This is a genomic window from Serinicoccus sediminis (assembly GCF_004153545.1).
GTDB lineage: Bacteria > Actinomycetota > Actinomycetes > Actinomycetales > Dermatophilaceae > Ornithinicoccus > Ornithinicoccus sediminis_A.
The window spans coordinates 13,389-36,333 of the sequence record NZ_SDVA01000026.1 but is presented as its reverse complement, the minus strand read 5'-3'; the positions used below and the strand labels follow the sequence as shown (position 1 = coordinate 36,333).

Annotated in this window: 23 protein-coding genes; 14 read left to right on the top strand and 9 right to left on the bottom strand. The window is 73.6% G+C overall.

Features of this window, described 5'->3' with window-relative positions:
• From EUS26_RS16070 to EUS26_RS16055, 4 genes are all read left to right on the top strand, one after another.
• The coding region (locus tag EUS26_RS16070; RefSeq protein ID WP_130014845.1) for a sortase domain-containing protein at window positions 1-208 on the top strand (208 nt) is incomplete at its 5' end.
• 95 nt (window positions 209-303) lie between these two features.
• Window positions 304-1,992, top strand: coding sequence for a hypothetical protein (locus EUS26_RS16065; protein ID WP_165368654.1), 1,689 nt, complete (start codon window positions 304-306; stop codon window positions 1,990-1,992).
• 85 nt (window positions 1,993-2,077) lie between these two features.
• On the top strand, window positions 2,078-2,419 hold the full coding sequence (locus EUS26_RS16060; protein ID WP_130014843.1) for a hypothetical protein: 342 nt from the start codon (window positions 2,078-2,080) through the stop codon (window positions 2,417-2,419).
• 252 nt (window positions 2,420-2,671) lie between these two features.
• Window positions 2,672-2,962 carry a DUF4287 domain-containing protein gene (locus tag EUS26_RS16055; protein WP_130014842.1) on the top strand — a complete coding sequence of 97 codons (291 nt, stop codon included), beginning with the start codon at window positions 2,672-2,674 and terminating at the stop codon, window positions 2,960-2,962.
• 27 nt (window positions 2,963-2,989) lie between these two features.
• Here EUS26_RS16055 and arr read toward each other — a convergent pair whose 3' ends face one another.
• Complete coding sequence (gene arr, locus EUS26_RS16050; RefSeq protein ID WP_130014841.1) at window positions 2,990-3,424, bottom strand: NAD(+)--rifampin ADP-ribosyltransferase; 435 nt, start codon at window positions 3,422-3,424, stop codon at window positions 2,990-2,992.
• 179 nt (window positions 3,425-3,603) lie between these two features.
• Here arr and EUS26_RS16045 point away from each other — a divergent pair, with 179 nt between their 5' ends.
• On the top strand, window positions 3,604-4,074 hold the full coding sequence (locus EUS26_RS16045) for a hemerythrin domain-containing protein (RefSeq protein WP_130014840.1): 471 nt from the start codon (window positions 3,604-3,606) through the stop codon (window positions 4,072-4,074).
• A 97-nt stretch (window positions 4,075-4,171) separates the two neighbouring features.
• Window positions 4,172-4,837: a haloacid dehalogenase type II gene (locus EUS26_RS16040; protein WP_130014839.1), complete on the top strand. Its 666-nt coding sequence runs from the start codon at window positions 4,172-4,174 to the stop codon at window positions 4,835-4,837.
• Window positions 4,838-4,877: 40 nt separating this feature from the next.
• Here the strand turns inward: EUS26_RS16040 and EUS26_RS16035 are convergent, their stop codons facing one another.
• Window positions 4,878-5,606 (bottom strand): VOC family protein, encoded by a 729-nt coding sequence (locus tag EUS26_RS16035; RefSeq protein WP_130014838.1) that lies wholly within the window; start codon window positions 5,604-5,606, stop codon window positions 4,878-4,880.
• 121 nt (window positions 5,607-5,727) lie between these two features.
• Here EUS26_RS16035 and EUS26_RS16030 point away from each other — a divergent pair, with 121 nt between their 5' ends.
• The gene (locus tag EUS26_RS16030; protein ID WP_165368655.1) at window positions 5,728-7,050 is read left to right on the top strand and encodes a short-chain fatty acid transporter; all 1,323 of its coding nucleotides are present in this window, start codon (window positions 5,728-5,730) and stop codon (window positions 7,048-7,050) included.
• 12 nt (window positions 7,051-7,062) lie between these two features.
• Here the strand turns inward: EUS26_RS16030 and nagB are convergent, their stop codons facing one another.
• The 3 genes from nagB to EUS26_RS16015 are packed head-to-tail and all read right to left on the bottom strand — an operon-like array spanning window position 7,063 to window position 10,951.
• The gene (gene nagB, locus EUS26_RS16025) at window positions 7,063-7,848 is read right to left on the bottom strand and encodes a glucosamine-6-phosphate deaminase (protein WP_130014836.1); all 786 of its coding nucleotides are present in this window, start codon (window positions 7,846-7,848) and stop codon (window positions 7,063-7,065) included.
• Window positions 7,848-9,038, bottom strand: coding sequence for an anhydro-N-acetylmuramic acid kinase (locus tag EUS26_RS16020; protein ID WP_130014835.1), 1,191 nt, complete (start codon window positions 9,036-9,038; stop codon window positions 7,848-7,850). Before EUS26_RS16020 ends, nagB begins: the two co-directional genes overlap by 1 nt.
• Window positions 9,035-10,951 (bottom strand): N-acetylmuramic acid 6-phosphate etherase, encoded by a 1,917-nt coding sequence (locus EUS26_RS16015; protein WP_130014834.1) that lies wholly within the window; start codon window positions 10,949-10,951, stop codon window positions 9,035-9,037. Before EUS26_RS16015 ends, EUS26_RS16020 begins: the two co-directional genes overlap by 4 nt.
• Before the next feature lie 80 nt (window positions 10,952-11,031).
• Here EUS26_RS16015 and EUS26_RS16010 point away from each other — a divergent pair, with 80 nt between their 5' ends.
• Genes EUS26_RS16010 through nagA form a run of 7 tightly spaced genes read left to right on the top strand, consistent with a single transcriptional unit; the run spans window position 11,032 to window position 19,121 of the window.
• Window positions 11,032-12,636: a glycoside hydrolase family 10-like protein gene (locus tag EUS26_RS16010; RefSeq protein WP_130014833.1), complete on the top strand. Its 1,605-nt coding sequence runs from the start codon at window positions 11,032-11,034 to the stop codon at window positions 12,634-12,636.
• Window positions 12,633-13,379 (top strand): GntR family transcriptional regulator, encoded by a 747-nt coding sequence (locus EUS26_RS16005; protein ID WP_130014832.1) that lies wholly within the window; start codon window positions 12,633-12,635, stop codon window positions 13,377-13,379. Before EUS26_RS16010 ends, EUS26_RS16005 begins: the two co-directional genes overlap by 4 nt.
• Before the next feature lie 49 nt (window positions 13,380-13,428).
• On the top strand, window positions 13,429-14,742 hold the full coding sequence (locus EUS26_RS16000; protein WP_130014831.1) for a sugar ABC transporter substrate-binding protein: 1,314 nt from the start codon (window positions 13,429-13,431) through the stop codon (window positions 14,740-14,742).
• Window positions 14,739-15,644 (top strand): carbohydrate ABC transporter permease, encoded by a 906-nt coding sequence (locus EUS26_RS15995; RefSeq protein WP_130014830.1) that lies wholly within the window; start codon window positions 14,739-14,741, stop codon window positions 15,642-15,644. Before EUS26_RS16000 ends, EUS26_RS15995 begins: the two co-directional genes overlap by 4 nt.
• Window positions 15,641-16,462 (top strand): carbohydrate ABC transporter permease, encoded by an 822-nt coding sequence (locus tag EUS26_RS15990; protein WP_202865185.1) that lies wholly within the window; start codon window positions 15,641-15,643, stop codon window positions 16,460-16,462. Before EUS26_RS15995 ends, EUS26_RS15990 begins: the two co-directional genes overlap by 4 nt.
• Window positions 16,459-17,985, top strand: a complete 1,527-nt coding sequence (locus EUS26_RS15985) for a glycoside hydrolase family 3 N-terminal domain-containing protein (RefSeq protein ID WP_130014829.1) — start codon at window positions 16,459-16,461, stop codon at window positions 17,983-17,985. The genes EUS26_RS15990 and EUS26_RS15985 overlap by 4 nt, the downstream gene beginning before the upstream one ends.
• Entirely contained in the window at window positions 17,985-19,121 is a 1,137-nt protein-coding gene (gene nagA, locus EUS26_RS15980; RefSeq protein WP_130014828.1) for an N-acetylglucosamine-6-phosphate deacetylase, read from the top strand. Before EUS26_RS15985 ends, nagA begins: the two co-directional genes overlap by 1 nt.
• A 305-nt stretch (window positions 19,122-19,426) precedes the next feature.
• Here nagA and EUS26_RS15975 read toward each other — a convergent pair whose 3' ends face one another.
• The 4 genes from EUS26_RS15975 to EUS26_RS15960 all read right to left on the bottom strand — a co-directional run bounded on the left by EUS26_RS15975 (window position 19,427) and on the right by EUS26_RS15960 (window position 22,857).
• On the bottom strand, window positions 19,427-20,797 hold the full coding sequence (locus EUS26_RS15975; protein WP_130014827.1) for an L-serine ammonia-lyase: 1,371 nt from the start codon (window positions 20,795-20,797) through the stop codon (window positions 19,427-19,429).
• 68 nt (window positions 20,798-20,865) lie between these two features.
• A complete protein-coding gene (locus EUS26_RS15970; protein ID WP_130014826.1) occupies window positions 20,866-22,125 on the bottom strand; it encodes an RNA polymerase sigma factor in 1,260 nt (419 codons plus the stop codon).
• Window positions 22,126-22,130: 5 nt separating this feature from the next.
• Window positions 22,131-22,484, bottom strand: coding sequence for a YciI family protein (locus tag EUS26_RS15965; RefSeq protein WP_165368652.1), 354 nt, complete (start codon window positions 22,482-22,484; stop codon window positions 22,131-22,133).
• A gap of 10 nt (window positions 22,485-22,494) precedes the next feature.
• Window positions 22,495-22,857: a YciI family protein gene (locus EUS26_RS15960; RefSeq protein WP_130014824.1), complete on the bottom strand. Its 363-nt coding sequence runs from the start codon at window positions 22,855-22,857 to the stop codon at window positions 22,495-22,497.
• Window positions 22,858-22,945: the final 88 nt, after the last annotated feature.

Genomic DNA, 22,945 nt, shown 5'->3' with positions numbered 1-22,945 from the left:
CACCGTCGAGGTCTCCCGCGCCGACGGCACCACCGCGACCTTCGAGATCTACGACCTGCAGCAGTACCCCAAGGACACCTTCCCCACCACCCAGGTCTACGGCAACACCACCGGCCCCGAGCTGCGCCTCATCACCTGCGGCGGCACCTTCTCCGACACCACCGGCCACTACGACGACAACATCATCGTCTACGCCCGCCAGGGCTGAAGGTCGGTCGCCCGGCGGTCCGCGGCACCGCCACGTCGCGCGGGGCGACGAAGACTCGCGCGGCATCCTTGACGCCAGCCCCCGGCGGGCGGACGATGAGAGCACCTCTCACGAACGGACGGGCCATGGTGGGTCGGCGCCGCTTCTTCCTCGCACGGATCATGATCTGCGCGCTCGTCCTGGTCCTGGGCCTTCCCCATGCGGCGACGGCGGCCACGCCCTCCCAGGTCCCCTCCCCTTCGTGGCGGGTCAACGGCAAGGTCTCCGCGGTGCTCGTCGTCGGTCCGACCGTCTACGTCGGGGGCCGGTTCACCACGGCGACCAGCCCCGGGGGTGAGACCGTGGCCCGGCGCAACCTGGCCGCCTTCGATGCCGCCACCGGTGCGCTGCGTCGAGACTTCATCGCCGACGCCGGGTCGACCGTCATGGCGCTGGCCACCGACGGGACGGCGCTCTACGTGGGTGGACACTTCGGGCAGATCCGCGGCGTCTCGAGAGCCCGGCTGGCCAAGGTCAGCCTGACGACCGGCGCCGTCGACCCCGCCTTCCGGGCCGACGCCAACGGGGGCGTGCTGGGGCTCGACGTCCGGGACGGCTGGGTGTATGCCGGCGGCGACTTCGGCGCCATCGGCGGGGTGGCGCGCCAGCGGGTGGCCAAGCTGCTCGCCACCACAGGTGCCGTCGACGCCGCCTTCGTCGGCCGGGCCGATGCCAAGGTGACCTCACTGATCAAGCACCCCACCCAGAACGTCCTGTACGTCGCGGGCAACTTCAGCTCGGCCGGCGGCGCGCCACGGACCGGGGTCGCGGCCGTGTCCAGCCTGACCGGGACCGCCGGTCCCCAGGCCTACCAGTCCAGCGTCCGCCCTGTCCTGGACCTCGCCCTCAACGACGACGGTTCGCTGCTGTTCGGCGCCCTGGCGGCGGGGTCGAACAGCGCGACCGCGTGGGACAGCGCCACCGGGGTCCGCCGGTGGCGGCAGACCACGATGGGCGACGTGCAGGCCATCGACCACCACGACGGCCAGGTGTACTTCGGCTTCCACGACGGCTACCAGGACGACACCCGGCTCAAGCTGCTGGTCGCCGACGAGCGCACCGGCGTCGTGGACCTCGCCTTCCGACCCACCTTCAACTACTTCTGGGGCATCTTCGCGATCGACGCGACCGCCACCGGGGTCGTCGCCGGCGGCGAGTTCACCAACGTGAGCGGCATACCGGCCCAGGGCTTCGTCCGCTTCACCGGCGGCGCGGCGCCGCCCCCGACCGTCCAGCAGACCTACGTCGACGGGTCCGCCGCCTCGTGGACCTACTGGGACCGCGGCAACCTTGCCCCGGGGTGGCAGGGATCGACCTTCGACGACAGCGGCTGGGCGACCGGGTCCGCGGAGTTCGGGTATGGCGACGGCGACGAGGCCACCGTCGTGGGCTTCGGACCGTCGGCGTCGAGCAAGTACATCACCACGTACTTCCGCACCCAATTCACCGTGGACACGGTGCCGCAGGACCTCACCGTGACGATGGTCGTCGACGACGGCGCCGTGGTCTACGTCAACGGCGTCGAAGCGGTGCGCGACAACATGCCCGGCGGCGCCGTCACCGCCACCACCCGGGCCTCGGCCACCCGGGACGGGCAGGCCGAGCGGGCGCTGCGGGCGTTCACCCTCGACCCCGCGCTGCTGGTGCCGGGCACCAACACGCTGGCCGTCGAGGTCCACCAGGCCTCGTCCTCGTCCTCGGACATCAGCCTGGACGCGGACCTCGTCGGCTCCACCTCGCCCTGACCGACGGGGTGGGTGAGGCCCGTCGCCGCGGCCCGAACCACCGCCGAGCGTCCCGTCCCACGGGTGGCGCGTAGCCTCATGCGTCATGTCCTGGACGAGGTCGCGGGTGGCGTGGGTGGCCGCCCTCCTCGCGCTCTTCGCGCTCCTGCGTGCGCTGCGCCGCGTGGTGGAGACGGACCAGCGCCCCCTGGCCCTGCTCGTGTCCGTGGCCGTCGTCGCACTCGCCGCGGCCCTGCCGACCACCCTGGGCCAGGGTCGAGCGACGGCCGAGCAGGCCGGCTGGCGCAAGGGCCTGCAGCTCCTCGCCGCCGCCGCGGTCACCGCCCTGGCGGCGCTCCTGGGTGCCGGCGTGGTGCTGGCCGGGGCACTCGGCGTCGCGGCCGCCGCGGCCATGCCCCTGGTCTGGCCGAGACCACGGCCGTCGTGACCCGGTCCACACGCCCGGTCCCGGCTGTTGACGAGGTGGTCGTCGGCGTCCTCGCGAGCACAGGCCTGGCGCTCGATCGCTGAGTGTGTCGCAGCGGTACGACCCGGGCCGGCAAACCCATGGTGCTGGCCTGCCCGCTCTCGGGACCCGACAACCGAACGTCGTTCGTCGGACCGATGAGTCGTGCGTTGGCCCGTCGTCAGACCACCACACGCTCGTCGGCGACGGGCACAGAGGCGAACAGGAGCAACTTTGTCCTTCCAGGCATACCTCGACACGATCGAGGAGAAGACGGGGCTGACACCACGTCAGCTGATCGAGCAGGCGCGTGCCCGTGGCTTCGACGAGCAGACGAGCACGAGCGACATCGTCGCGTGGTGGAAGGAACAGCACGGGCTCGGACGCGGCCACGCCATGGCCCTGGTGCACGTCATCAAGAACGGACCGACCATCAGCAGCAAGCACGTCGGGACCACCGGCACCCACCGGGACGAGTCGGACACACTCTGGCTCGACGGGAAGGCGACCCGGCCCGCCTCCTGATGAGCCCCGGGCACCGCCGACGGGCGCTCAGTCGTCGATCGGAGCCCTGCCCTCGCGCTGCATCGCCGCGAGGCCGTCCCGCATGGCCTGCACCTGCTCGGGAGAGTGACCCACCCAGTCGCGGAGCTCTGCGACGACACGCACCGGCTCGGCGGACCGGAACGATCGGGTCGGGTTGCCAGGGAACCTCTTGTCGGTGACGTTGGGGTCGTCCTCGAGGGCCCCCAGCGGCTCGACGACGTAGATGTGTCCCCGGCCCGCCCCGACGGACAGCTCGGCGCCCCAGGTCGCGGCGTCCAGCGTCTCGGTGACGTAGATGTGGTTCATGACCCGGCCGGGCTCGAAGTTCGACTCCCGGTGCGGCGTCAGCAGGTCGCCGACCGCCAGGTCGGCCTTGGTGCCGTGCAGGTAGACGCCCTCCTGGTAGATCTCGAAGGGCACGGGCACCCTTGCCTCGTCCATGGGCCGACTCTAGCGGGGTCGTCGCCCTGGCGCTGCGCCCGAGCGACGGTCTTCCACGCGCCTCGCTCCGCAGGTAGCCTGCTGGACAGCGTCGCGTGCTGGTGGCAGACCGTGTCAGGCATGGAGGCGTGGACGTCGGAGGGACGTGACGATGACCTCGTCCACCCTGTCGCCCTCGTATGGCTGAGGGCGAGTCGGCCAGGCTGGTGGCCTGGAGCGTGGAGATGCGGGCTGTCCACGACCGCCTCCGTGAGGCGCTGCGCGTGACCCGTGAGGCCGTCGACGACGGCGGCCCCGCCCCCGACGCCACCCGGGACCTGTTGATGTTCTGCCGCGGCTTCTGTGCGGCGCTCACCCAGCACCACGAGGGCGAGGACCGTCACCTCTTCCCCGCGATCGCAGCCGCCCACCCCCACCTGGGACAGACCCTCCGCGCCCTCCAGCAGGACCACTCGATGATCGCGCACCTGCTCACCGAGCTGCAGCACGCGGTGGACCACCGCTCCGGCCCGGCCGAGCTCGTCCGCCACCTCGACGGGATCGATGCCGTCATGGAGTCCCACTTCGGCTACGAGGAGCGCCAGCTGCTGGGAGTCCTCCAGAGCCTCGACCTCCAGGCAGACGTCCGCTCGGTGCTCGGTCCCCTGTGAGGGCGCTGGGGTGTCGTTCCACCGTGCGCCTCCTCCGATCATCCCTAGCGTGGAGGATGCGCCGTCCGGCGCCCCTGCATGCGAAGGAGGCATTCCGATGACCGACCGTGTCGACGCCGTCGTGTTCGACGTCCTGGAGACATTGCTCGACCTGGACCCCCTCGCCGAGCGGCTCGAGGCCGTCGGGCAGCCCGGGTCCGTGCTGGGCCCGTTCTTCATGCGATTCCAGCGTGACGCGATGGCGCTCACCCTGGCCGGCGACGTCGCCGACTTCACCGCCACCGCGCGGCAGGCCCTGCGTACCGAGACCAAGCAGGCGATGACCGACGCCGAGATCGACCACGTCCTCGAGGGCTTCGCGACCGTCCCCGCCTTCCTCGACGCGGTACCGGCCCTGCGACGACTCTCCGACGCCGGCGTGCGCGTGGGGTGTCTCACGGTCGGCGACCCGGACCAGACGCGCTCGTTCCTGGAGGGGGCTGGCCTGGACCAGTACGTCGACGAGGTCGTCACGTGCGACACGGTCGGGGTCTGGAAGCCGGCACCCGAGGTTTACCGCCACGCCGCCGACGCGCTCGACTGCCCGCTGGAGCGGATGGCCCTGGTGGCCGTGCACGCGTGGGACTGCCACGGCGCCACGAAGGCCGGCGCGCTCGCGGGCTGGTGCTCCCGGCTCGAGGGCGAGCCCGGTGAGGTGTTCCTCCCCGCGGACGTGCGGGGAGGCGACCTCGTCGAGGTGGTGGACGGGCTGCTGGCCCTCTGATCGATCCGGGCGGTCGACCGCGGGCCTCCGCGGCGCCGGGTCAGCCCTCGCTGTCGGCCAGCACGCAGAACTCGTTGCCGGAGGGGTCGCGCATCACCGTCCACGGGTGCCCCTGCGCCCAGTCATCGGCCGCGAGGGAGGCGCCCAGCGACAGGGCGAGCTCGACCACGCCGCGCTGGTCAGGCCCGTCCGGCGTCGGGCGGACGTCGAGGTGCGTGCGGTTCTGCCGGACCTTCGGTCCGGGCTCCGGACAGAGCTCGAGGAGCGGACCGCGCAGGCTGGGGTGCCGCAGGGTGACCGGCCCGACACCTCGGGCGGGTACCCAGCCGGTGAGCGCGGCATACAGCTCGGCGTCCCGCTCCGGGTCGGCGCTGTCGAGCGGCAGCGCGGCGACCGGCCCGGTGCCGGAGTAGGCCGCGCCCTCCTCCATGACGCAGAACGGGTGCCCGTCCGGGTCGGCGAGCACCACCCAGGGCACCTCGCCCTGCCCGATGTCGGCGCGGGTGGCGCCCAGGCCGAGGAGCCGCTCGACGACCTCCTGCTGCTGCGCACCGCCCAGCAGGTCCAGGTGCAGCCGCCACCCCGGGGGCGGGGGCTCGGCGACCCGCTCGATGCAGACGTCGAGCCACACGTCGTCGCCGAGCGACAGCCGGCCCTCGTCGTCGTCCGGGTCACCGGGGCCCAGGTCGACCAGACCCAGTGCCGCCGACCAGAACCGGCCCGCGGCCTGCGGATCGCGGGCCTGCATGACGATGTTCTCCAGGCGCATGTCGCGAGACTAGATCCGCTGGGGGACAGTGATCGTCCGCTAGCGTCGGCCGAGCCCCGCCCCCGACACGAAGGTCGACCCAGTGACGCAGACCCAGCACCGCACGGGCGTGCAGCGAGCCATGGGCCCGCTGAACTCCGTCGTCGAGCGCTTCATCCCCTCCGCCCTGGTCTTCGCGATCGTCCTGACGGTGGTGGTGATGGTGGCGGCCCTCGGCCTCACCGACGCCGGCCCGGTGGACGTCCTCACCGCGTGGGGCGACGGGCTCGCCGGTCTCCTGGCGTTCATGACGCAGATGGCGCTCATCCTGCTGCTGGGCTACATCCTGGCCAACACCGGGCCGGTCCGGGCCGGGCTGCGCCGGCTGGCCGCGGTCCCGCGGGGCCGGGTCATGCCCTACGTCTTCGTCGCGCTGGTCACCTGCGTCGCCGGGCTGTTCACCTGGGGTCTCGGCCTGGTCGTCGGTGCGCTGCTCGCCAAGGAGGTCGCCGCCGAGGGGCGCCGCCGGGGCGAGCCCCGCCACTTCCCGCTGCTCGTCGCCGCCGGCTACACCGGGATGGTGGTGTGGCACATGGGCTACTCGGGGTCGGCGCCACTCGTCGCGGCCACCCCGGACAGCTTCGTCAGCGAGCAGCTCGGCCAGCCGCTGCCCATCACCGAGACCACCTTCTCGCCCTGGAACATGGTGACCGCCGTGCTGGCCGTCGCCGTCGTCGCCGGGACGATCGCGCTCATGGCACCGCGGCACGGTGCCGGCATCGTCGAGATGCCGGAGCACCGGATGGTCGACGACGAGATCCGCTACGACGTCACGACGCCCGCGGACCGCCTCGACGCGTCGCGCGTGCTGACGCTGGTCCCCGGGCTGCTGCTGCTGGCATACCTCGTCGTCCACTTCAGCGGCGGCGGCTCGATCACCCTCGACATCGTCAACTGGACCTTCCTCACCCTGTGCCTGCTGCTGGTCCGCAACCCCTTCGAGATCGTCGAGCTGACCCAGCGCGCCGCGTCCAACGTCGGCGAGATCCTCCTGCAGTTCCCGCTGTATGCCGGGATCATGGGCATCATGGCCGGCACCGGGCTCATCACGGTGCTCTCGGAGGCGCTGGTCTCGGTCTCCACGCCCGCCACGTTCGGCCTGCTCGCCTTCCTCTCCGCGGGGATCGTCAACTTCTTCGTCCCCTCCGGCGGCGGCCAGATCGCGGTGCAGGGGCCGGTGCTGCTGGAGGCCGCGAGCAGCCTGGGCGTCGACCCCGAGGTCGCCATCATGGCCGTGGCCTACGGCGACCAGTGGACCAACATGATCCAGCCGTTCTGGGCGCTGCCGCTGCTGGCCATCGCGGGCCTGAAGATCCGCGACATCCTGGGCTACACGACGGTGATCCTGCTCACCACCGGGGTGCTCTTCGCGGCCGCCCTGCTGATCCTGGGCTCCGGCGTCTGAGCCGGTGACCGCCTAGAGCCCCTGCCAGTCGGGCTTGTGGGCCCACGTCTCCCGGTAGTAGTCCGCGAGCTCGAGCCTGCTCGCTGCCGGCTCGTCGAGCAGCACGGTGACGTGCGGGTGCCACTGCAGCACGGTCGCCGGCCACCGCGCCGAGACCGCGCCCTCGACCAGCTCGGCCGCCGCCCGGGCCTTGCCCTCGCCCGCCGCCAGCAGCACGACGTGCCGCGCCGCCCTGATGGTGGCGAGACCCTGCGTGAGGCAGTGCGTCGGCACCGCGTCGACGTCGCCGTCGAAGAAACGGGCGTTGTCCTCCCGGGTGCGCCGGGTGAGGGTCTTGACGCGGGTGCGGCTGGCCAGCGAGGAGCCCGGCTCGTTGAAGGCGATGTGCCCGTCGCTGCCGAGCCCGAGCAGCTGCACGTCGATCCCGCCCGCGTCCTCGATGAGCCGCTCGTAGGCCGCCGCGGCCGCCGGCAGGTCGTCCGCGTCCCCGGGCGGGGAGTGCACCTGCCCCTCCGGGATGCCGGCCGGGTCGGTCAGCTGCTGCCGGATCTCCGCGCGGTAGGCGGACGGGTGGTCCGCGGGCAGCCCGACGTACTCGTCCAGCGAGAAGGTCCGCACCCCGGACAGGTCGAGGGTCCCGGCGCGCACCCGGGCGACGAGGTCGGCATACACCGGGCGCGGGCTGGAGCCGGTCGCCACCCCGAGCACGGCGTCGGGGCGCGAGCGCACCAGCCCGGTCACGACGTCACCCGCGAGCCGGCCCATCTCCCCTACGTCACCACAGATCACCACCTCCATCAGCCCACCACCACCAGCCGCGTCGGGGCGCTCCCCGCGGGCTCGGGAAGGCGCAGCGGGGCGTGACCGGGTGTGATGCGCCCGGCGAGGCGCGCGTGCGCGGCCCCGGTGACCCCCGCGACGGTGCCCGGGAGCCCGTGCCAGGTGAGGAAGCCCAGGAGCGCGAAGAGGCACGCCTCCTTGGCGTCGACCGGTATGCCGTGCGCCTCGCTGGTCACGACACGCGCCTCGGGCAGCGTCTGCTCGAGGCCTCGCACCAGGGTGTGGTTGCGCGCTCCTCCCCCGCTCACGACGAGCTCGCCCGGCGCGAAGGGGCGCAGCGCCTCGGCGACCGTGCGCACGGTCAGCTCGGTGAGCGTGGCCAGCAGGTCGGTGCCCGCGACCTCCCGCCCCAGCGTCGCGAGCGCGGCATCGACGTGCCCGAGGTGGAAGTGCTCCTTGCCCGTCGTCTTCGGCGCGGGCAGGGCGTAGTAGCCGTCGGCCAGCAGCACCGCCAGCAGCTCGTCGTCGACCGTTCCGGCCGCGGCGCCGGCGCCGTCCACGTCGTACGTCTGCTGACCGTCGGTCAGCCGGGCGACGACCGCGTCGACGAGCGCGTTGGCCGGGCCGGTGTCGAAGGCCCGCACGCCCTGCGCCGCGCCGGGCCCTCCCGGCACGACGGTGACGTTGGCGATGCCGCCCAGGTTGAGCGCCGCGCAGGTATGCCCCCGCCCTCCCAGCCAGAGCGTGTCCCAGGTGCTGGCCAGGGGTGCGCCCTGGCCGCCGGCCGCCACGTCGGCGACCCGCAGGTCGGAGACGACGGGGGCACCCGTGCGCTCGGCGACCCAGGCGGGCTGGCCCAGCTGCAGGGTTCCCGCGACGCGGCCGTCGACGACGTCGTGGAAGAGCGTCTGCCCGTGCGAGGCGACGAGGTCCGGGGTCCGCCCGGCCAGCTCGACGCCGAGCGTGGCGACCGCGTCGGCGAACGCCTGCCCCAGCCGGGTGTCGAGACGGCATACCTGCTGCAGCCCGACCCGGCCGGGCGGGAAGGCCGCCAGCACCTCGGCGCGCAGCGCGGGGTCGAAGGGCACCGTGCCCGAGCCGAGCAGGCGGGCTCGGACCACCTCGACGTCGCCGTCGAGCACGAGGTCCAGCGCCGCCACGTCGATGCCGTCCACGCTCGTGCCCGACCCCACCCCGACGACGATCACGACCGCACCATCCCGAGCGCGCCCCGCACCGAGTCGCCGCCCTCGGCGAGCAGCTCGCGGGCACGTTCGGCGGTGAGGCCGCCGAGCACCATGACCACCGCGACCTTGGTGCTCCACCCGGCTGCCTCGAGCGCCTCCGTGGCCCGGCCCGGCTCGCATCCGCTGACCCGCTGCACCATGCGCACCGCGCGGTCCCGCAGCTTGATGTTGGACGCCTGCATATCAACCATGAACGGCCCGTGCGTCTTGCCGAGCCGGACCATGACGGCGGTGGACAGGGCGCCGAGCAGCATCTTCTGGGACGAGCCGGCCTTCAGCCGGGTCGACCCGCTGATGACCTCCGGGCCGGTCGCGACCTCGATCGCGTGGTCGACGCCGTGGGAGGCCCGTGCGCCGAGGTTGTTGGACACGGCGACGGTGAGCGCCCCCACCTCGGCCGCCGCGCGCAGCCCCTCCAGCACGTAGGGCGTGCGGCCGGACGCGCTGATGCCCACGACGACGTCCTGCGGGCCGACGCCCGCCTCGCGCACCATGGCCGCACCCGCCGGGCCGTCGTCCTCGGCCCCCTCGCGAGCCAGGACCATGGCCTCGACGCCACCGGCCGGCAGCGCCCGCACGAGATCGGCGGGGGTGCCGTAGGTCGGCGGCAGCTCGGAGGCGTCGACGAAGGCGAGGCGCCCGGGCGTCCCGGCCCCGAGGTAGAACATCCGGCCGCCGCCGCGCAGCCGGTCGGCGATGTCGTCCACGGCCGCGGCGACGACCGGGACGACGCCGAGGAGCGCGGGGGCAACCGTGGCCTCGGCCTCCCACAGCTCGCGCAGCACCTCCTGGGTGTCCCGCTCGTCGAGGTCCAGGAGGTCCTCGCGGACGCCCTCGGTCGCGAGGGCGCCGATGACCTCGGCGCGGGTGTCGTCCGCGGGCTCGGGGGTGGTCCGGAGTGTCCCCGGCGCGTGTTCTGTGCGTCGGGTCACGGTGACCTGGTCGGACACGACCGGGTCGATCCCGCCCGACCAGACCTGGCGGGCGAGCGTCTCGGCGCCGTCGAGGGAGGTGCCGGCCGGGGCGAGCACCTCGGCGCCGAGGGCTTGCGCGAAGGGCTCGGTGAGCACCGGGCCGACGTCGGCCAGCCCCCCGGCCAGGCAGACCGGCAGGCCGGGGTCGACCGCGTCGCGGGCCGCGCGGGCCGTGCGGGCCAGCGCGTCGGCGGCGTCGGCCCAGATCCGCACCGCCACCTCATCGCCGTCCCGGGCCGCCCGGGCGACGTCCTTGGCGAAGGAGGCGATGAGCCGCGACGGGTGCTCCTCGGAGTGGACCGCCGACGGCAGCCCGGCGAGGTCGCCGAAGCGCGCCGTCGCCGCGTGCTCCAGCGCGGCCGACCCGCCCCGGCCGTCGCGGTGCTCGAGGGCCGCGCGCAGGCCGGCGCGACCCACGGCATACCCGCTGCCGTCGTCGCCCAGCAGGAAGCCCCACCCGTCCCGGACCGCGGTGCGACCGGTCGGGTCGGCGGCGAGCGCCACCGCCCCGGTGCCGGCCGCGACCACGACGCCGGGACGGCCCGCGAGGGCCCCCACGAAGGTCGTCGTGACGTCCCCCGTCAGCACCACGGCATCGGCGACCTGCTCGAGGAGGGCGTCGGCCAGGGCCTCCCGTCGCCCGCTCGCCGCGTGGTAGCCGACCAGCCCGACCGCCAGCACGTCGACCCGCGACCCGCTCAGCCCGAGCGACGCGGTCAGCGCACGCACCGCACCCACCACCTGCTGGACCCCGTCGGCGGCCGCCAGCCCGACCACCCCAGGACCGTCTGCCTCGCGCACCTGCTCCCCGGACCGCCAGCGGGCCCGCGCCCCCGTCTTGCCGAGGTCCACCGCCAGAAGGCTGACCGCCACGCCGTCGTGCTCGTTCGTCGTTGACATCACGAGAGGCAGTATGCCAATCTCTGGACCACTGGTCTAGCACCGTTGGTCTAGAGACTCTGACAAGGACGTGAGAGCACATGCCCGCACCTCGTACCCGCCGCACCCGCGCGGCCCTGGTGAGCACCGTCGTCCCGCTGGGCGCCTCCCTCGCCCTCGGGGGCGCCGCCACCTCGCAGGCCACCCCTGCCCCGGCGGCCCCGCCGTGGACGTCGTGCAGCCCTGCCCCGGAGGCCCCCCTGCACGAGATGCGCGGCGTGTGGCTCGCCAGCGTCGCCAACATCGACTGGCCCTCCCGGCCCGGGCTGAGCCCGCAGGAGGCGCAGGCCGAGCTGGAGGCCTGGTACGACGAGGCGGTCGCCTCCGGCCTCAACAGCGTCTTCGTGCAGGTCCGGCCGACGGCCGACACGTTCTGGCCCTCCGAGCTCGAGCCGAGCAGCGCCTGGCTCACCGGTGAGCAGGGCGCCGACTTCGGCGGGTGGGACCCGATGGCCTTCGCCGTCGAGGAGGCGCACGCCCGTGGCCTCGACTTCCACGCCTGGTTCAACCCCTACCGCGTCACCCTGACCGGCACCGACCCCACCGCCCTCGCCGAGGACCACCCGGCCCGGGTCAACCCCGACTGGACGGTGGCCTACGGCGGCAAGCTCTACTACGACCCGGGCGTGCCCGCCGTCCGCGAGCACACCACCGCCGTCATCATGGAGGCCGTCGAGCGCTACGACATCGACGGAGTCCACTTCGACGACTACTTCTACCCCTACCCCGTGGCCGGACAGGAGTTCCCCGACGACGCCAGCTACGCCGCCTACGGCGCCGGCTTCGAGGACCGCGACGACTGGCGGCGGGACAACGTCGACCAGCTCATCGAGGGTCTGCACGAGCAGATCGAAGCGGCCAAGCCGCACGTCGCCTTCGGTGTCAGCCCGTTCGCCGTCTGGCGCAACGTCGCCACCGACCCGGAGGGTTCGGACACCACGGCGGGGGCGCAGACCTACGACGACCTCTACGCCGACACCCGCCTGTGGGTGCAGCAGGAGTGGCTGGACTACGTCCTGCCCCAGGTCTACTGGGCGATCGGCTTCGACCCGGCGGCCTACGACGTCCTCGTCCCGTGGTGGAGCGAGCAGGTGGACGGCACCGACGTGGCGCTGTGGATCGGGCAGGCGACCTACAAGGTCGGCACCTCGACCCAGTCGCCGGAGTGGTCCGACCCCGCGGAGATGGTGCGCCACCTCGACCTCAACGAGGACTACCCGCAGGTCACCGGCGACGTCTACTTCTCCGCCAAGGACGTGCGCGCGAACCGCTTGGACCACTGGTCCCTCCTGCAGTCCGAGCACTACGCCGACCCGGCCCTGCCCCCCGCGCTGCACCCGGGCACCACGGAGGAGGTCGCCGCCCCGACCTCGGTCCGCACCACCCGCACCGCCGAGGGCGTCGCCCTGTCGTGGAGCCACCCGGGTGAGGACGCCGGGTTCGCCGTCTACCGCGTCGACGACGCGCGCGGGCCGGGCCGCGTCTCCTGCGACGACCTGGACGCCGACCACCTCGTCGCGGTGCTGGGCGACGGCGACACCGACTGGGTGGACCCCGACGGGGACAAGCACGACGTCTACGTCGTCACCGCCCTGTCGACCGACAACACCCAGTCCCCCGCCTCCCGGCCGGTGCGTGGTCGATGAGCGCGGAGCCCGTGAACGGCGCCCGGCTCGGCAAGGTCGAGCTGGTCCGCCAGCGGCTGGAGGACCTCATCGCCCCGATGCGGCCCGGGGAGCCGCTGCCGGCCGAGCGCGACCTGGCGGCCGACCTCGGGGTGGCCCGGATGACCCTGCGCCGCGCGGTCGAGGCGTTGGTCGCCGACCACCGGCTCATCCGGCGGGCGGGGGCCGGCACCTTCGTCGCGCCGGAGCGGGTGGACCAGCAGCTGTCCGCGACGTCCTTCTCCACCGACATGCGCTCCCGCGGCATGACCCCGGGCGCGCACACGGTCTGGGCGCGGCACCGTCCGGCCGGCATGATGCTGGCCTCGGTGCTCGGGGTGGACCCCACGTCCAGCGTCGTGCACGTGCGCCGGGTGCGCACCGCCGACGGCGAGCCCATGGCCCTGGAGGACCTGCACGTGCCCACCGAGCTGGTCCCCGGCCTGTCCGGGAGCGACCTGGAGGACGCCTCGTTCTACCAGCTGCTCGAGTCGCGCTACGGGCTGACCATCAGCGCCGGCACCCAGACCATCGAGCCGCACCTCGTCACCGCGGACGAGGCCGAGCACCTCGGGACGGACGAGGGCTCCCCCGCCTTCCTCTTCGAGCGCACCTCCCGGGTGGCCGACGGCCGGGCGGCGGAGTTCGTCCGCTCGGTCTACCGCGGCGACCGCTACCGCATCCTCGTCGACCTCTTCCCGACCGCCGCCGGCGGGCGGCCCTGACCCTGCTGCATACCTCGCACCACGTCACACCCCACGAAAGGACACCCTCATGATGCGCACCTCACGTGCCACCCGGCTGCTCGCGCTGGCGGCGGCCTCCACCCTCACGCTCACGGCCTGCGGCTCCGACGACTCCGGCTCCGGCTCCGGCGGCGACGCCGGCTCGGGCGGTGGCGACGCCTCCGGCGAGACCCTCACCGTCTGGATCATGGAGGGCACCAACCCGGACGCGACGCCGTTCTTCGAGGAGGTGAGCACCGCCTTCGAGGAGGAGACCGGCGCCACCCTCGACATCCAGTACGTCCCGTGGGCCTCGGCGCACGACAAGTTCACCAACTCGATCGCCGGCGGCACCGGGCCGGACGTCGCCGAGGTCGGCACCACCTGGACCCCGGAGTTCGGCGACGCCGGCGCCCTCATGGACGTCTCCGACAAGATCGAGGAGGCCGGCCTGGCCGACGGCTACGTCGACAGCGTCCTCGAGTCCGGCACCCTCGACGGCGCGGTCTACGGCGCTCCCTGGTATGCCGGTGTCCGCTCGATCATCTACCGCACCGACCTGCTCGAGGAGGCCGGCGTCGAGCCGCCCACCACCTGGGATGAGCTCGTCAGCGTCGGCGAGGCGCTCAAGGAGAGCGACCCCGACCTCATCCCCTTCCCGGTGCCGAACTCGACGCACACCACCACGCCGTTCATCTGGGGCGCCGGTGGCGAGGTCGCCACCCAGGAGGGTGACACCTGGGAGTCCGGTCTGGACTCCCCGGAGTCGATCGAGGGCCTGCAGTTCCTCGAGAGCCTGGCCGGCGAGCACGACCTGTCCACCCCGGCCGCCAGCACGTGGAACGAGGCCGACACCCGCGACGCCTTCGCCCGCGGCGAGGCCGGCATGATCATCAGCGGGTCGTGGACCCCGAAGTCGATCGTCGAGGCCAACGGCGACCTGGAGGGCAAGCTCGGCGTCGTGCCGATCCCCGGCCCGGACGGCGGCATGTCGCCCTCCTTCGCCGGCGGCTCGCACCTGTCGGTCTTCGAGACGACCGACAACGAGGACCTCGCCTGGACCTTCGTCGAGATGATGACGACCGGTGAGTATGCCGAGATGTGGGGGGAGCAGACCGGCTTCTTCCCCGCGACCAACGACCTGCTCAGCCAGCTCGAGGAGGCCGAGGACCCGCTGGTGGCGCCGTTCGCCCAGCAGATGCTCGAGGCCAGCGCGACGCTGCCGGTCACCCCGCAGTGGGGCCAGGTCGAGGGCGCCCAGACGATCCCGGCGATGATGGAGTCGATCCTCGGCGGCAAGGCGAGCCCCGAGGAGGCCGCCACCACCGCCGCGGACGAGATGAACGAGATCTTCGGCTCGTGAGCTCGCCCGCCCTGGGGTCGGCGCGGCGGCCGTGGCTGCTGCTCGCGCCGACCCTGGCCGTCATCGGCATCCTGCTGCTGTGGCCCATGGTGCGCGTCGTCGTCCTGTCCTTCCAGGACTTCGGCCTGCGCGAGCTGGTGCGCGGCGGTGCCGAGCTGATCGGCCTGCAGAACTACCGCGACGTCCTCACCGACGAGCGGCTGTGGCGGGTGGCGCTGCCCAACACGGTCGTCTTCGCGCTGGTCTGCGTGGTGCTGACGGTGGTCGTCGGCACCCTCGTGGCCCTGCTGCTGCACCGCCTCTCCCCCGGCTGGCGGACGCTGGTGACGATGGCGGTCATGGCCGCCTGGGCGGTGCCGGCCGTGACCGGGACCTACGTGTGGGTCTACCTCTTCGACGCCCGGGCCGGCTTCCTCACCGGCGTCCTCGGGCAGCTCGGCCTGGTCGACGTCGCCACCCAGAACCTCTTCACCGAGCGGGGGTGGTTCTACGCCATCGCCACCCTCAACGTCGTGCACCACGGCTTCCCCTTCGTCGCCGTGACCGTGCTCGCCGGGCTGGTGACCATCCCGTCCGAGCTGCCGGAGGCGGCGATGATCGACGGCGCCAACGCCTGGCAGCGGTTCCGGCACGTCACCCTGCCGATGCTCAAGCCGGTCTTCGCGATCGTCACCATCCTGTCGACGATCTGGGACTTCAAGGTCTTCACCCAGATCTACCTCATGCCCGGCGGTGACGGCTCCAACCGTGAGGTGCTCAACCTGGGCACCTGGAGCTACATCACCGCCATGTCGCAGAACCAGTTCGGGCTCGGCGCCGCCATCGCGGTGCTGCTCACCGTCCTGCTCATGGTCATCACCGCGGTCTACCTGCGGACGCTGTTCAAGGAGGAGGAGCTGTGAGGCGGCTGCTCGGGCGCGGCGGGCTGGTGCTGGCCTGCGTCGTCGTCGTGGTCTTCAGCATCTTCCCGGTCTTCGTCATGGTCGGCACCGCGCTCGACCCGGCGGCGAACGCGGGCGGGCGCGGCGTCATACCGTCCGGGATCTCCCTCGAGCACTTCGGCCGGGTGCTGTCGGAGACCCGGTTCCCCAGCTACCTGCTCAACTCGCTCATCGTCGCCGTGGTCACCGTCGTGGCGAGCGGGCTGCTCGCGCTGTTCGCCGCGGTCGCGGTCGCCCGCTTCCGCTTCTCCGGGCGCACCAAGATCCTCATGATGATCCTCATCGTGCAGATGGTGCCGATGGAGGCGCTGGTCATCCCGCTCTTCCTGCAGGCCAAGACGCTGGGGCTGCTCAACAGCCTGCTCGGGCTGTCGGTGGTCTACATCGCGTTCAGCCTGTCCTTCGCGATCTGGACCCTGCGCGGCTTCGTCGCCGCGGTGCCGGTGGAGCTGGAGGAGGCGGCCTACCTCGACGGGGCCAGCTGGTGGCAGATGTTCTGGAAGGTGCTCTTCCCGCTCGTCGCCCCGGGTCTGGTCGCGGTGAGCGTCTTCAGCTTCATCCTGGCGTGGAACGAGTTCATCTTCGCCCTCACCTTCATGGCCGACGACGACATGTACACCGCCGCCGTCGGCCTGCGGACCTTCTTCACCCGCAGCGGCACCGACTGGGGTGCCGTCATGGCGGCCAGCTCGATCATCACCGTCCCGGTCATGATCTTCTTCGTCGCCGTCCAGTCGCGGCTCTCCAGCGGACTCATGTCAGGAGCGACCAAGGGATGACCGACACCTCCTCACAGACCGGGACGGACGAGCTGCGCCGCGCCGCGCTCGGCGTGCTCGCCCCCGGCTTCGTCGGCACCACGCTGCCGGGCTGGGCGGGTGAGCTGCTGGACCAGGGACTGGCGGGCGTGTGGCTCTTCGGCCACAACGTCGAGGACGAGACCCAGGTGGCCGCCCTGGCCGAGGAGGTGCACGCCCGCCGACCCGCGGCGCTCGTCGCCGCCGACGAGGAGGGGGGCACCGTCACCCGGCTGCACCACCGGGACGGCTCCCCCTGGCCGGGCGCGTGGGCGCTGGGCGTGGCCGACGACGTCGACCTCACCCGCGAGGTGATGCGCGGGCTCGGTCGGCAGCTGCGCGAGGTCGGCATCGACCTGACGGCGGCGCCGGACGCCGACGTCAACACCGAGCCGGCGAACCCGGTCATCGGGGTGCGCTCCTTCGGCGCCGACCCCGAGCACGTCTCGCGGCACGTCGTCGCGGCCGTCGAGGGGCTCGGCGAGGCCGGGGTGCTGGCCTGCGCCAAGCACTTCCCCGGGCACGGCTCCACCCGGGTCGACTCCCACCTCGACCTGCCGGTGCTCGACGTCGACGACGCGTTGCTCCTTGCCCGCGAGCTGGTGCCCTTCCGCGCGGCGGTCCGCGCCGGCGTACCGGTCGTCATGACCGGCCACCTCGTGGTGCCGGGACACGGCGACCTGCCGGGCACGCTCAACCCCTCGGTCCTCGGCCTGCTGCGGCGCGAGCTGGGCTTCGAGGGCGTCATCTGCACCGACGCCCTCGACATGGCGGCGGTGGCGCAGGGGTATGGCCGTGCGGGCGCCGCGGTGCTCGCGCTCGCCGCCGGGGCCGACCTGCTGTGCATCGGCAACCCGGCCTTCCCGGGCGACTACGACGCGGAGGCCGACACGCTGGCGCTCGCCGACGCGGTGGTGGAGGCGGTGAGCAGCGGCGAGCTGCCCGAGGAGCGGCTGCGCGAGGCCGCTGCGCGGGTGGCCGCTCTCGGCGACCGTCAGGCCGAGCGACGGTCGGGGCAGGAGCCGACGGACGAGACGCGTGGTCATCACGGCGACAGCGGGGCGCGCGCGGTCGACACGCGAACGGACGACGGGGCGGCGGCCCGGGCGGGGCGGGCCGCCGCCGCCCGTGCCGTGCGGGTGGCCGGGACGGTGCCGTCGCTGCCCGAGCCGGTGGTGGCCGCCCTGGGTGGCCGCGCCAACATCGCGAGCGGGGCCCGGCAGGAGGTCGTCACCACGGTCCTGGCGGCCGAGCTCGGTGGGCGGGTCGTCGAGGCGGACGGGGTGTCCGACGACGCCGGTCGTGGTGGACTGGTCCTCGTGAGCGACGACCAGACCGACCTGGGGCACGAGCAGGCACTCCGCCTGCTCGGCCGGTGCGACGTGCTGGTGCACACCGGCATCCGCGACCTGCCCGCCGGTGCGGCGCCTGCCTGCGTCGTGCGGACCTACGGCGGCGGCGCGGCCGGCGCGGGGGCTGCCGCGGACGCCCTGCGGGGGGTGTGATGAGGGACAGGACGGTCATCTCCGGGGAGCACGTCCTCTGGCCGGACGGCACCCTCGACGGCGGGTGGGTCGCCGTGGAGGGCGACCGGATCACCCAGGTGGGCCGGGGCGCCCCGCTCTACCCCGCGGACCGGCACGTCCCCTACCTGTCGCCGGGGTTCGTCGACATCCACTGCCACGGCGGCGGGGGGCATACCTTCGCCACGACCGACCCGGACGAGGTCCGGGCCGCGGCCGCCACCCACCACGCCGCGGGGACGAGCAGCGTGGTGGCCTCGCTCGTGTCGGCCGACCCGGAGACGCTGCTGGAGCAGGTCCGCGCGCTGGCCCCGCTGGTGCGCGGGCGGATGATCGACGGCATCCACCTGGAGGGGCCGTGGCTCAGCCCGCTCCACCGCGGGGCCCACCACCTCGGTGACCTCCGTCACCCCGACCCGGCCGAGATCGACGCCCTGCTGGAGGCCGGCGGCGGGGGCATCTGCATGGTGACCCTGGCGCCCGAGCTGCCCGGCGGCATGGACGCGGTCCGCCGTCTGGTCGCGGCGGGGGTGGTCGTCGCCGTCGGGCACACCGACGCCGACGCCGACCAGCTGCGCGCCGCCGCCGACGCGGGGGCCACCGTCGTCACCCACCTCTACAACGCCATGCGGCCGCTGCACCACCGGGACCCGGGCCCGGTCGTCGCCGCCCTCGCCGACCCGCGGCTGTCGGTCGAGCTCGTCGCGGACGGCGTGCACGTGCACCCCGACGTCGTCGAGCTCACCGTGCGCAGCACCCTGTCGCGCATCGTGCTCGTCAGCGACGCGATGGCGGCGGCGCACGCGCCCGACGGTCGCTACCGCCTCGGCCCGATGGACGTGGAGGTGGTCGACGGGGTGGCGCGGACCGTGGACACGGGGCGGATCGCTGGCAGCACCCTCACCCTGGACCGGGCGGTCCGGACCTCCGTCGCCTCCGGCGTCGCGCGGTGCGCCGCGCTCGTCGCCGCCACGAGCAACCCCGCCCGGACCCTCGGGCTGGACGCCGGCCAGCTGGCCCCGGGTCACCGTGCCGACCTCGTCGGGCTCGACGCCGACCTCGACGTGCACCTCGTGGTCCGGGCCGGAGAGGTCCTCTCCGGCCCTGACGGCGACTGAGCCGGTCCGCAGCACTGCTGCAGACCGGCTCAGTCCTCGGGTTCACCAGCTCACGCGTCCGGGTGGGGCCACTCCTGCAAGGGCAGAGGACTCCGGGACGGCGTGTCCGCCAGCTGTGTGGACCCGCCGGTGGCCGCGGAGGCGGGGGCCTCCGACGGGACCACCGTCCGGCGCACCAGGTAGCCATGGCTCCGGGCGCCCAGGACACAGGACTCCGACATCACGTCGTCGACGCTACGTCTGCCGGGCCGTCCGGAAAAGGTCCGACACCAAACCTTTGCCTAACCGATACCTTCCGGCGCGCCTCAGCACTCGACGACGTTGACGGCGAGCCCGCCGCGCGACGTCTCCTTGTACTTGCGCTTCATGTCCTTCCCCGTCTGCCGCATGGTGCGGACCGCCTGGTCGAGGGAGACGGTGTGCGTGCCGTCGCCGTGGGTGGCGAGGCGGGCCGCGTGCACCGCCTTCATCGCGCCGACCGCGTTGCGCTCGATGCACGGGATCTGGACCAGCCCGCCGACGGGGTCGCAGGTGAGCCCGAGGTGGTGCTCGATGCCGATCTCGGCGGCGGCCTCCACCTGGGCCGGGGTGCCGCCCAGCACCTGGGTCAGCCCGGCCGCGGCCATCGCGCAGGCCGAGCCGACCTCCCCCTGGCAGCCGACCTCGGCCCCGGAGATGGAGGCGTTCTCCTTGATGATGATCCCGACCGCGCCCGCGGTGAGCAGGACGTCCACGACGCCGTCGTCGTCGGCGCCCGGGACGAGGTGGCGGTAGTAGTGCAGGACCGCCGGGATGATGCCGGCGGCACCGTTGGTGGGGGCCGTGACCACCCGGCCGCCGGAGGCGTTCTCCTCGTTGACCGCCATGGCCCACAGGTCGATCCAGTCCATGGCGCGCCACGGGTCGTCCGGCAGGCCCTGCTCCTGCAGCCGGGCGTGCAGCATCGGCGCCCGCCGCCGCACCCTCAACCCGCCGGGCAGGGTGCCCTCGTGCCGCAGCCCCGCCGCCACGCACTCCTGCATGACCGACCACAGGTGCAGCAGCTGGGCCCGGGTCTGCTCCCACGGCCGGAAGGCCTCCTCGTTCAGGCGCATGAGCCCGGCCACACCGACCCCCTGCTCCTGGCACTGCGCCAGCAGCTCCCGGCCGGTGCCGAACCGGTGGGGCACCGGGGTGTCGTCCGGGACCACCCGGTCGGCACCGAGGGCGGCCTCGTCGACGACGAAGCCGCCCCCGACGCTGTAGTAGGTCCGCTCCCGCAGCACGGTGCCGTCGTCGCGGGAGGCGCGGAACGTCATACCGTTGGGGTGACCGGGCAGGGTGGCGCGACGGTGCAGCACCAGGTCGTCCTCGCCGAGGCGCACCTCGACCCGGCCGAGCAGGCTGAGCCGGCCGCGGTCCCGCACGGCGGCCACCCGCTCGGTCACGGTGGCGGTGTCCACCGTCTCCGGGTCCTCGCCCTCCAGCCCCAGGACGACGGCACGGTCCGAGCCGTGCCCGTGGCCGGTGGCGCCGAGCGAGCCGAACAGCTCGACGTGCACCCCGTCGACCTCGGGCAGGAGACCATCGGCCGCCAGGCCCTCCGCGAACCGGCGGGCGGCCCGCATCGGCCCGACCGTGTGGGACGACGACGGCCCGATGCCCACGGTGAACAGGTCGAGGACGCTCAGTGCCACGTCGACGACCCGTCGGTGGATGCCCTCGGCCGGGCCCGGGACCGCACTCTCCGAGGGTAGCGCCGAGGTCAGCCTCCGGGGTGGACGATCTCGGCGCCGGAGATCTCGGCGCGGCGCCGCTGCAGGTGCGCGCGCTCGGTGTCGTTGTCGCAGGCGGCCAGGGCGGCGTCGAGCTGCGCGAGCGCCGCGGTCCGCTCCCCCGCGCGGGCCAGCAGCTCGGCCCGGACCGCGGCGACCCGGTGGCTGCCGGGCACCTCGACGCCGTCGAGGGCGGCCAGCCCGGCGCGCGGACCGTCCGCCTCCGCGACCGCGACCGCCCGGGCGAGGCGCGCGGAGGGCGAAGGTGAGAGGGCGAGCAGCTGGTCGTAGAGGCCGACGATGCGGTCCCACCGGGTCTGCGCACTGGTGGGCGCGGCGGCGTGCTCGGCGGCGACGAATGCCTGCAGCAGGTAGCTCGCGGCCTGCCTGGGCAGGAGGGCGCCCATCAGACCGGGTGAGGCGAGCAGCCGCCCCGCCTCCTCGATCTCGTCACGGTGCCAGCGGTCACGGTCCTGGTCGTCCAGCAGCACGAGCCGGCCCTCGCCGTCCAGCCGGGCGTCGCGACGGGAGTGCTGCAGCAGCACGAGGGCCAGCAGCGCGGTCAGCGTGGGGTCCCCCGGCCGCAGCGCGCGCACCGTGCGGACCAGGCGCACCGCCTCCCCCGCGAGCGCCGTCCGCAGCAGGTCGGGGCCGCTGGCCGGGGCGTACCCGGCGGTGAACGCGAGGTATGCCGTCTGCGCGACGGTGGCGAGCCGGTCGGGAAGGACCGCCAGGTCGGGGACGGCGAAGGGGATGCCGGCCGTGACGATCTTCTTCTTCGCCCGGGTGATGCGGGCGGCCATGGTGGGCTCGGGCACGAGGAAGAGGGCGGCGATGTCGCGCGTGCTGACGCCCAGCACGAGCCGCAGCGCGAGCGCGCTGGCGGACTCCGGCGACAGGGCCGGGTGGGTGCACATGAGCACGAGACGCAGCAGGTCGTCCTCGACGAGGTCGCCGGGGTCGGCCATCGCCCGCGGTGGCCGGCGCTCCAGGTCGGTGGCGACCAGGGCGTGGCGGCGCTGCGCCATCGCCTCCGCGCGCAGCCGGTCGACGATGCGGCGCCGGGCCACGGTCTGCAGCCAGGCCGCCGGGTTCGCCGGGGTGCCGTCCCGCGGCCACTGCCGGGCGGCGGCCTCCACCGCGTCGCCGAGGGCGTCCTCGACGAGGTCCAGGCGCCGGAAGTGCGCGAGGAGCAGGGCGACCAGCCGGCCCCACTCCTCGCGCACGACCTGGTCGAGCTCGGGAGGCATCGTGGTCAGTAGGGGTCGACCACCGGGCTGACCTGGATGTCGTAGGGCGGCAGGACGGTGAGCAGGTCGAGCACGACGTCGAGGTCGGGGGCCTGCAGGAGGTAGAACCCGCCCAGCTGCTCGACCGCCTCCGCATAGGGACCGTCGGTGACGATGCGCTCGCCGCCGCGGGTACGCACGGTCGTCGCGGTGTCGCCCGCGCCGAGCGCCTCGCCGGCCAGGATCTCCACGCCCTCGCGGGCCCGGCACGCGGCGTCGAAGGCCTCGAACCGGGCCATCCCCGCCTGCTGCTCCTCCTCGCTCAGCGCGGACCAGGCGGGCATCTCGCCCTCGGACATGAGCAGGATGACGTACTTCATGGTCGGCTCCTCAGCTCGGCCGGTCGGCGGCGTCGACATTGGGCCGGATCTCGATGCCGTCGCCGGTGCGGGCGATGATCTGGAAGCACTCCACCAGACCGTCGAGGTCGTCGGTCTCGACCTGGTAGTAGCCACCGACCTGCTCGACGGTCTCGGCGTACGGGCCGTCGGTCGCCGGTCCGCCGCCGGCCGGGATGGACCGGGCCTCCGACGTCCGGGTCAGCTCGGCTCCGCCGACCACCCGGTGCCCCCCGGCGGCGAGCGCCTCGCCGAGCCGGGCGTACTGCGCATACCCCTCCGTGCGCTCGGCCAGGCTCATCGACGTCCACCAGCGGTCGGCCGCCCCGATGATGAGAACGGTGTAGGAACTCATGCTGCTCTCCTTGCTCCTCGTGCGGGCCGCCGTGCGCGACCTCACCAGCATGTCGGACGGGGCGGCGCCGGATCGACAGCTCGTCAGG